The following is a 9,526-nucleotide window of genomic DNA, read 5'->3' as shown; positions in this document are numbered from 1 at the left end:
GTTAAACCAAGCGCTCACAAGCGCAAGATTACAAATAACCGATGCGGCTATCAAGATCACAGTGCAGAGCAAAGCGGGCTGAAGCCCGCGCCCCGTTTTACCATCTACACGCCGTCAAGGGCGGAAGACCAACAAAGAAAGTTAAACCAAGCGCTCACAAGTGAAAGCATAAAAACACTCTGTACGGTATTAACCTGACCACGTAGATCGATCGTGACATCGAGCAAAGTGACACGCCGTCAAGGGCGGAATACCAACAAAGAAAGTTAAACCAAGCGCTTACAAGCGCAAGCTTACAAATACCCGATGCGGCTATCAATATCACCGTGCAGAGCAAAGCGGGCTGAAGCCCGCGCCCCGTTTTACCATCTACACGCCGTCAAGGGCGGAACTCCAACAAAGAAAGTTAAACCAAGCGCTCACAAGCGAAAGCTTAAAAACACTCAGCACAGTATTAACCTGACCACGTAGATCGCTCGTGGCACGAGCGGTGCTCCGAGAGTCTAAGGCAAGAATGAATTTCGTGTAGCCATCGCAAATATGCAACAATTTTTCATTTGTAGCGCAAGTAGATCCTATTACTAAATATAACCATTTGATATAGATTATTAAAACATGTACGGTTTGTTTTTATCAAAAACATTTTGTGCAAACAGGGAATGATTTGCTCTGCAAAATGTTACAACATGGAGGTACAGCTATGCGTCGTATTATTTTACTGATTTTGACTTTGGCTTCGATAAGTGTTTTCGGGGCGAGTGATGAAGAACAGGTTACTGTTAGAAAGGTTGATAATCAATATGCTATAAGCTATTACAATTACAAAAAGGACGTAACAGAATATTTTGCAAACGCCAATTTACAAGGAAGTGGCTATACATGGGCAGCGTTGGTTAAAGCTGCAATTAAGACTGAATCCCCTGAATCGTTAGCGAAAATTGAATTTTCCCCTGAAGGCGGAACGTTTATTGCGTATACCCCTAGCGAAACGGTGGCGGATAAAGTTAAGCTTGCCATTGAAAAGCTATCAGCAGATCTCAGCTATCGAGACAAAGCGATGAAAATAGCCAGTGATGGCGGTTATATAGAGTAAAATTGTGTAGATTAAATATAAAACACCCGATAATTATAAAATAGTTATCGGGTGTTTTTTTATCTCTTTTTTTTCACAAATCAATCTGTAATTATTCGCCTATACGTTCGAGTCTGGCCATGTAAAATCCGTCAAAACCGGAATCGGCAACGCTAATTGTCTCATCTTCAATGAACTTGAACTGCTTATTCTCGGCCAAAAATGCATCTATTTGATTGCGGTTTTCTTCCGGCATAATTGAGCAGGTGGCGTAAATAAGAATGCCGCCAACTTTTACCAAGCGACTGTAGCTTTGTAAAATATGTTTCTGCAGTTCAACCAATACAGGTAAACGCTCTGCTGTATCACGCCACTTTGCATCGGGATTACGTTTTAACACGCCCAGACCGGAGCAAGGTACATCAAGCAATAATCGGTCGGCAGTTAACTTACGTCGTTTAATGGTCTTGCTGCCGACGATAATACGTGTTTCGATATTGAGCGCGTTGGCCCGTTTTGCGCGCTGCTTGAGACTCTCCAGTTTCCAGTGTTCTACATCCATTGCCAGTAAACGTCCTTTACCCTGCATTTGCGCTGCAATGGATAACGTTTTTCCGCCTGCGCCGGCACACGCATCAATGACGCACATGCCCGGTTTTGCATCAACGGCGGCAGCTACAAGTTGTGAGCCCGCATCCTGCTGTTCAAACCAGCCCATTTTAAAGCTTTCTGTGCGAAACAGTGCGGAATCGGAGATCACTTCAAGTGCACTATCAACACCTTGCACTTCTTTGGTTTCTACCTGCTCACTGCGCAGTTTTTTAATTAAATCTGCACGGCTGCATTTTAAAAAATTGGTACGGATAAAACGTTTCGGCTGGGTTTTTAATGCTGCTCTCTCTTTCGCCCAATTGTCACCAAGCTGTTTTTGTCCCATTTTATCCAACCATTCAGGGCAACCATCCCAGAGTGCGGGCTGTTTTTTCGCCTGCTCGAGACGTGTAATGTATTGCGCTTCGTCTAAGGGAGATGGACCGTGCATTTTTGGCAGTTTAATATCATGAAACAGGTGCCAGGTGTGCATTAACCGTGTTCCGAGACGCGGGATATCTTGGGCGGTCATATCAGAGAGAAAACAGTACAGATTGAGTCGGCGCAAAATATCGCCAGTGGCCTTTGTTATCCGCGCCAGCTCTGAAGACTCGAGTTGCAGCGCTGAAAAATGAACTGAATAGGCGCGATCTAAAGGTTTACCTTGAGATAACACCATCTCTAAAATACTAATTACCAATTTGTTTGAGCTAGGTGAAAGCGCAGAGTTAAGCATAAAATGGCCTGTTATAGATGTATTAAGCAAAAAAATGGGGGAATAATAGGAGCTAAGCTAACAATACGCAAGTAATACCAAATCCACTCATTATCTATTCATGGATGCGGATTAAAATGAATGCCAGCTTCGTGATTTATTTTGTAATTAGAACAACGAGTTACTGCAATCAATGCCTTGCTTTGATCTGTTTTTACTGCGCCTGAATAGATCTTCTAATGAGTGGAATTGCTATAATCTGATATTATTTTATTTCTGCTTGCTCAGTTTGGGTGATCTGCTTTTTTATCTCTGCTGAGATAGGCTCATTAAGCCTATCTCGGTAGAGAATTTAAAAAACGCTTTATTGACTGTAATCATCTAAAAAACGACCTATTTTAGTAATCGCAGTAGTGAGCTCATCCATACGCGGTAAACAGGCAATACGGAAATGATCCGGTTTAAACCAGTTAAAACCGGTTCCCTGTACGACTAATATCTTTTTCTCCATTAACAAGTCCATCACAAAACGTTGATCGTCTTTAATATTAAACTTTTTATGATCAAGTTTAGGGAAAAGGTACATAGCACCTTTAGGTTTAGTGCAGCTGATTCCCGGAATATCATTAAGCAGTTTCCATGCACCTTGGGTTTGGTCATATAAACGGCCACCCGGTACGATTAACTCATTAATACTTTGGTAGCCGCCCAGTGATGTTTGAATGGCATGCTGCATCGGCACATTGGCGCATAAACGCATACTGGCAAGTATTTCTAAGCCGTTAATATAATCCCTTGCGTGTCTTTTTGCGCCGCTTATCATCATCCAGCCAACACGGAAACCACAAACGCGATAGGCTTTAGAAAGACCGTCAAAAGTGACAATCAAAATATCATCCGCTAAGGTTGCCAGTGGCACATGCACGGCATCGTCATAAGTGATTTTTGAGTAAATTTCATCGGAAAAAACAATTAAGTTATGCTGACGTGCGAGCTCAACAATCTGCTCTAATAACTCTTTACTGTAAACTGCACCGGTGGGATTGTTCGGGTTAATAATAACAATGCCCTTGGTTTTGCTGGTTATTTTTGATTTGATATCTTCAATATCAGGGAACCAGTCTGATTGTTCATCACAAATATAATGTACTGCTTTACCACCTGATAAATTGGTTGCTGCCGTCCATAAAGGATAATCAGGCGCAGGGATGAGTAATTCGTCCCCATTATTCAATAACCCCTGCATCGCCATGACGATTAGCTCACTCACCCCGTTACCGATGTAAATATCATCCGTATCCAGTGACAGTAGCCCTTTTGCCTGATAGTGCTGCATGACGGCTTTACGCGCAGAGAAAAGCCCTTTGCTATCACAATAACCTTGGCTTTGCGGGAGATTTTTGATGACGTCCATCAACACCTCTTCAGGTGCTTCAAAACCGAAGGGGGCGGGATTGCCGATATTAAGCTTTAAAATGCGCTGTCCTTCCTCTTCCAACTTTTGCGCTTGTTTAAGCACGGGCCCTCGAATGTCATAACAAACATTATCTAATTTATGGGATCTTTGAATGGAATACATAACAACCTCTTAAAACATAAACGGTGTGATAGACACACAAATGGCGGTGATAAATCGATAGCACTAAAACTACATGATCATAGCGAGAGAGTGAAGCAAATAAAAGCGGCAACGATCGATTCTTGCTTTTATTATTAAAATTTTTCAAGTATTGTTGAAATTATTGCATATTTTAAAGGTTACTCTTTCACTATGATTGAAATCAAACACTTAAAAACCTTATCGACATTACATCATACAGGCAGTTTAGTGGAGGCCGCAAAGCAGTTACATCTGACCCAATCTGCTTTATCGCATCAGTTAAAAGAGTTGGAAGGGCGCCTTAATTGCTCACTGTTTATCCGTAAATCACGGCCGATTCGTTTTACCGTCTCGGGATTACGTTTATTGGAATTAGCAGATCAAGTATTACCTGAAATGCGTAATGCCGAACGTGACTTGTCTCGCTTTATATCGGGTGATGCCGGGCGATTACATATGGCCATTGAGTGCCACTCCTGTTTTCAGTGGTTAATGCCGGCGATTGATAAATTTCGTGATAGCTGGCCTGAGGTCGAACTGGATTTTTCTAGTGGCTTTAGTTTCTTGCCTTTACCCGCACTTAAACGCGGCAGCTTGGATCTGGTGGTAACCTCAGATCCGCAGCCTATCGAGGGTATCAGCTACATTCCATTATTTAGTTATCAGTCGATGCTGGCGCTCAGTCGTCATCATCGTCTTGCTAATAAAACCTATATAGAAGCGGAAGATCTCAGTCAGGAAACGCTGATCACTTATCCCGTTGAAAAAGAGCGCTTAGATATCTTCAATAATTTTTTAATACCTGAGGGGATCTCGCCCGCCAAAATTCGTCATGCAGATCTAACCTTGATGATGTTGCAGTTGGTTGCCAGTGGACGTGGTGTGGCCGGATTACCCAATTGGGTACTCTTTGAATATTTGAAAAAAGATTATGTGGTGGCGCGACGTTTAGGTAAAGAGGGGGTATGGAATACTTTATATGCAGCGGTACGTGAGGAGCAAAAATCATTAGCTTATCTGCAAGATTTTATAAAAACGGCAATCGATAGCTGTTTTGGACATCTTAAAGGGATTAAGGTGGCGAGTGAAGAGTGAAGAGTGAAGAGTGAAGAGTGAAGAGTGAAGAGTGAAGAGTGAAGGGCGTCTTGTTATCTATTTTTTGTCACGCTAGAAATTGTTCGAAATTCAAGCGAGTAAGGCCATAAGTTAGACCTAATCTTGATCTGTCAGCTGTTTTTATTGTTGCAGAATTGCACTTAGGCGAATAAAAAGTCACAATTATCACTTATTTATTATGAGAGTAGACGAATGGCCTGTTGTGATACAAATGGACTAATGCCCCTTGAGCAAGCATTGACTGAAATGCAAGCGTCATTAGCGAATGTGTGTGAAGCGGTTACACTGCCGTTACCACAAGCGCTTGGTTTTGCGCTGGCGCAAGATCTGAAGTCACCATTAAATGTGCCCCCTTTTAATAATTCAGCGATGGACGGTTATGCACTTAATCATGCGGATCTGATTCACTGCACCCCCGACAATCCCATCACACTGACCATGATTGGTAAATCATTTGCAGGCGCACCTTATACGGGAGATCTTCCTAGCGGATGCTGTATTCGTATTATGACCGGCGCAGTTATGCCGCATTGCGCTGATACTGTTGTAATGCAGGAGCGTACCCAGGCCCGTGACGGAGCGATCACTTTTAGCCAATTACCCAAACTTAGCGATAATGTGCGCTTAGCCGCTGAAGATATAAAACAGGGTCAAACGGTACTTTGCCAAGGGCATAAATTAACCACGCGTGATATCCCTTTGCTCGCTTCATTGGGTTTGGCCACTGTTGAGGTGTTTAGAAAACTCAAAGTGGCGGTTATTTCGTCCGGTGATGAATTAAAAAGTTTAGGTGAACCACTGTTAGCTGGCGATATCTATGACAGTAATCGCTACAGTATTATTGCCTTATTATCACGGCTGAATGTTGAAGTGATTGATTTTGGTATTATTAAAGATGATAAATCACTGCTCCGCCAAGCATTTGAATCTGCTGATTTACAAGCGGATGTGCTGATAACCAGTGGTGGCGTGTCGGTTGGAGAAGCCGATTTCATCAAAGATGTTTTGCAGGAGATGGGCTCTATCGTTTTTTGGAAACTCGCTATTAAGCCGGGTAAACCTTTTGCTTTTGGGAAATTGCCCAACAGCGTGTTTTTCGGCTTGCCAGGTAATCCGGTTTCCGCTATGGTCACTCTCTATCAGCTTGCTGTACCTGCCATGCTCACCATGGGGGGCTTGCAGCTCAAACCTGTCATTCGTTTTAACGCGATTGTCAAAAACAGATTGAAAAAAACAGCGGGACGCACCGATTTTCAGCGTGGAACCTATGCTGTCGATGCAGATGGACAGCTCGTTGTTTCATCAACGGGTAGTCAAGGATCTGGGATATTTAGTTCAATGAGCCAATCAAACTGTTTTATTGTGCTCGAACAAGACAGAAGCAATGTTGAGGTGGATGAAACGGTCTCAATTGAACCGTATAACGCTTTAATGGATTAATAGCATTGTTGCTAATAAGACAATAAAAATTAAAATTAACTTTGGAGCACAAGTAAGTGCCTTGGGAATAACAATGATCAAAACTGATGACGTACATATCACTGCAATTAAAGAACTATTACCACCAATTGCATTATTAGAAAAATTTCCTGCAACGAATGCAATCCGTAAAACCGTGGCTAATTCACGCAATGCAATTAGCAAGATTCTAAGTGATCAAGATGATCGTGTATTAGTGATTATTGGTCCGTGTTCAATTCATGATACAAAAGCAGCGCTTGAGTATGCACAGAAACTTGCGCCGTTACGTGAAAAATATAAAGACAGCTTAGAGATAGTGATGCGTGTTTATTTTGAAAAGCCACGTACTACAGTCGGTTGGAAAGGATTGATCAATGATCCTGAATTAAACGGAACCTTTAATATCAATAAAGGGTTACGCACAGCCCGTAAATTATTGTTAGATATTAATGCAATGGGGCTACCTGCTGCCACTGAATTTTTAGATATGATAACCCCGCAATATGTCGCTGACTTAATGACCTGGGGAGCTATTGGCGCGCGTACTACCGAATCTCAAGTGCACCGTGAACTAGCATCCGGTCTGTCGTGCCCTGTTGGTTTCAAAAACGGTACTGACGGTACAATCAAAGTAGCGGTTGATGCAATTGGCGCGGCTAATGCATCTCACCATTTTTTATCAGTTAATAAATTTGGTCACAGCGCCATTGTTGAAACTGCCGGTAACCCGGATTGCCATCTCATTTTACGTGGTGGTAAAGCGCCAAACTATAGCAGCGCAGATGTTGCCGTAATTAAAAAAGATTTAAAAAAATCAGGCTTGCAAGAAACATTGATGATTGATTTTAGCCATGCAAATTCTGAGAAGAAATTTGAAAACCAAATGAAAGTGTGTACTGACGTTTGTACTCAAATTGCAGCCGGTGATAAAGCAATCTCTGGCGTAATGGTTGAAAGCCACTTAGTTGAAGGCCGTCAAGATTTAGTCGATGGTGTTGCAGCTACTTACGGTCAAAGTATTACTGATGCTTGTATCGGTTGGCCTGATACTGAAAAACTTTTAGCGCAATTAGCACAAGCAGTATTAACACGTCGTGGTTAATTGTTGTCTTTATAAATAAAAAGCACTGTTTTTACAGTGCTTTTTTTTGCCTAAAATTTACGGAACTATTTACGGAACTCTTCCAATATGATCCATTCCAATATCAAGCAAAAAAGCAAACCGATTATGATTTTAGGTTGTACCAGTGATGCCGGTAAATCGTTAATAGTCACCGCCATTTGCCGTCTGCTTGCTAACCGCGGTATTAAAGTGGCGCCCTTTAAAGCACAAAATATGAGCAACAATGCCGCTATTACCGAAGAGGGATTAGAGATTGGTCGCGCGCAATATTTACAGGCTCTGGCGGCAAAAGCGCAACCCAGTGTATTGATGAACCCGGTATTATTGAAACCTAGCGGTGAGACATTCAGTCAAGTGATTGTCAATGGTGTGGTTAATAATGAAATTAGCCAACGCCCTTGGATGGATAGGAAAAACTTGCTTTGGAAAGAGGTGCAGCAGGCATTGCAGCAACTGCAAACTGAATATGAGCAGATTGTTATTGAAGGTGCGGGCAGCCCCGCTGAAATAAATTTGCGGGCAGGTGATATTGTTAATATGTCGGTGGCACTTGAATGTCAGGCCGATGTATATTTAGTGTCAGATATTGACAGAGGCGGATCCTTTGCACACTTATTAGGTACTTGGGCCTGTTTAGCACCCGAAGAGCAAAAACTTATAAAAGGATTTGTGCTCAATAAATTCAGAGGCGATCCGCTACTGCTGGGTAATGCGATGCAGTGGTTGGAGGAAAAAACCGGCATACCAACGGTGGCAAACCTGCCTTATTATCGCCATCAGTTACCTGAAGAAGATAGCTTTCGACTCGGCACAAAATGGCAACGCGGTAAAATAAATATTGCCCTTATCTATTACCCTTATGCTTCTAATCTTGATGAATTTGATCCTCTTATCTATCAGGATGATATTAATTTGGTGCCCGTTCATCAAAATCAGGATTTAAGCGATTTTGATGCGTTAATACTACCGGGGAGTAAAAACAGCGGCGTGAGTTTAGAGTTTCTAAAAAAGAGCGGTTTGGATAAACAGATAGCGCAGTTCAAAGCCACAGGCAAGTTGATCTTAGGGATATGCGGAGGTTTGCAAATATTAGGCAAGCAGATATTAGATCCGCTGCATATTGAAGATGGCGACAAAAGAGGGCTGGGGTTAATCTCTCTGCAAACGCAGATTTGCGCAGATAAATCCACCCGACAAACGCTATTTACCTGGCTTGATGAAGCTGTGAGCGGTTATGAGATACACCATGGAAAAACAGTTGCACAAGAGCATGTTTCTGCATTTATGCAGGACGGGTTAGGTTGGCAGCAGGACAATGTCTATAGCACTTATCTGCATGGCGTTTTTGAGAATAAAGTATTCTATAACTGGTTTATGAAACAGGTTGGTGGTCGAGAAAACGGCCTTGAATGGCGCGCTCATATTGAGTGTGAGTTAGATAAATTAGCACAAATGTTTGCACAACATGGTTGGTTATAGAGGCAGCGCGGGCTTCAGCCTGCATTGTTTTGTACTTTGCGACGAGCAAGCGGGTTAAACCCCGCGCCCCGTATGCCCTCATCACGCCTTACCCTTCACCCCGCACTCTAAATAACTAATTGATAAATAATATATCTTATTTATTCCTATCATATTTGGTGATATTGTTCTGTGCGCACCTTCACTGCGTGCACTTCCCATATCAAATTCATCTTACGGAGTATTTCATGAAAAAATCACTTTTATTATCTTGCCTGCTTGTTACTTCAGGGGCTGTATTCGCATCACAAGATGCACATTGGGGGTATGCGGGTGAGCATGGTCCCGATCATTGGGCGCAGCTAACGCCAGAAAACCATGCTTGCAGTG

8 protein-coding genes are annotated in these 9,526 nt (G+C 42.5%); 6 read left to right on the top strand and 2 right to left on the bottom strand.

Annotated features, from left to right (window positions below; all coding sequences use genetic code 11):
• The coding region (locus ACJAT7_RS15930; protein WP_415227790.1) for a hypothetical protein at positions 1 to 198 on the top strand (198 nt) is incomplete at its 5' end.
• A gap of 502 nt (positions 199 to 700) precedes the next feature.
• A complete protein-coding gene (locus ACJAT7_RS15925) occupies positions 701 to 1,093 on the top strand; it encodes an Imm51 family immunity protein (RefSeq protein ID WP_415227789.1) in 393 nt (130 codons plus the stop codon).
• Positions 1,094 to 1,184: 91 nt separating this feature from the next.
• Here the strand turns inward: ACJAT7_RS15925 and ACJAT7_RS15920 are convergent, their stop codons facing one another.
• Both ACJAT7_RS15920 and ACJAT7_RS15915 read right to left on the bottom strand, forming a co-directional pair.
• Positions 1,185 to 2,399, bottom strand: coding sequence for an RsmB/NOP family class I SAM-dependent RNA methyltransferase (locus ACJAT7_RS15920; RefSeq protein ID WP_415227788.1), 1,215 nt, complete (start codon positions 2,397 to 2,399; stop codon positions 1,185 to 1,187).
• A gap of 343 nt (positions 2,400 to 2,742) precedes the next feature.
• A complete protein-coding gene (locus ACJAT7_RS15915) occupies positions 2,743 to 3,957 on the bottom strand; it encodes a pyridoxal phosphate-dependent aminotransferase (protein ID WP_415227787.1) in 1,215 nt (404 codons plus the stop codon).
• Positions 3,958 to 4,149: 192 nt separating this feature from the next.
• On the opposite strand from ACJAT7_RS15915, the gene ACJAT7_RS15910 reads away from it, so the two are divergent.
• From ACJAT7_RS15910 to ACJAT7_RS15895, 4 genes are all read left to right on the top strand, one after another.
• Positions 4,150 to 5,073, top strand: a complete 924-nt coding sequence (locus ACJAT7_RS15910; protein WP_415227786.1) for a LysR family transcriptional regulator — start codon at positions 4,150 to 4,152, stop codon at positions 5,071 to 5,073.
• A 213-nt stretch (positions 5,074 to 5,286) separates the two neighbouring features.
• Complete coding sequence (gene moeA / locus ACJAT7_RS15905; protein WP_415227785.1) at positions 5,287 to 6,534, top strand: molybdopterin molybdotransferase MoeA; 1,248 nt, start codon at positions 5,287 to 5,289, stop codon at positions 6,532 to 6,534.
• Between the two features lie 73 nt (positions 6,535 to 6,607).
• A complete protein-coding gene (gene aroG / locus ACJAT7_RS15900; protein ID WP_415227784.1) occupies positions 6,608 to 7,657 on the top strand; it encodes a 3-deoxy-7-phosphoheptulonate synthase AroG in 1,050 nt (349 codons plus the stop codon).
• 87 nt (positions 7,658 to 7,744) lie between these two features.
• Positions 7,745 to 9,157 carry a cobyric acid synthase gene (locus ACJAT7_RS15895; protein WP_415227783.1) on the top strand — a complete coding sequence of 471 codons (1,413 nt, stop codon included), beginning with the start codon at positions 7,745 to 7,747 and terminating at the stop codon, positions 9,155 to 9,157.
• Positions 9,158 to 9,526 lie beyond the last annotated feature (369 nt).

The organism is Psychromonas sp. (genome assembly GCF_047632995.1).
GTDB lineage: Bacteria > Pseudomonadota > Gammaproteobacteria > Enterobacterales > Psychromonadaceae > Psychromonas.
Note: the sequence above shows the minus strand (reverse complement) of the source record. Positions and strands in the feature narration are given on the sequence as shown.

What these genes read in the sequence shown, in the direction of transcription:
- moeA (WP_415227785.1), top strand. Translation starts at nt 5,287, where the DNA reads ATGGCCTGTTGTGATACAAATGGACTAATGCCCCTTGAGCAAGCATTG.
- ACJAT7_RS15910 (WP_415227786.1), top strand. Translation starts at nt 4,150, where the DNA reads ATGATTGAAATCAAACACTTAAAAACCTTATCGACATTACATCATACA.
- ACJAT7_RS15895 (WP_415227783.1), top strand. Translation starts at nt 7,745, where the DNA reads ATGATCCATTCCAATATCAAGCAAAAAAGCAAACCGATTATGATTTTA.
- ACJAT7_RS15915 (WP_415227787.1), bottom strand. Translation starts at nt 3,957, where the DNA reads ATGTATTCCATTCAAAGATCCCATAAATTAGATAATGTTTGTTATGAC.
- ACJAT7_RS15925 (WP_415227789.1), top strand. Translation starts at nt 701, where the DNA reads ATGCGTCGTATTATTTTACTGATTTTGACTTTGGCTTCGATAAGTGTT.
- ACJAT7_RS15920 (WP_415227788.1), bottom strand. Translation starts at nt 2,399, where the DNA reads ATGCTTAACTCTGCGCTTTCACCTAGCTCAAACAAATTGGTAATTAGT.
- aroG (WP_415227784.1), top strand. Translation starts at nt 6,608, where the DNA reads ATGATCAAAACTGATGACGTACATATCACTGCAATTAAAGAACTATTA.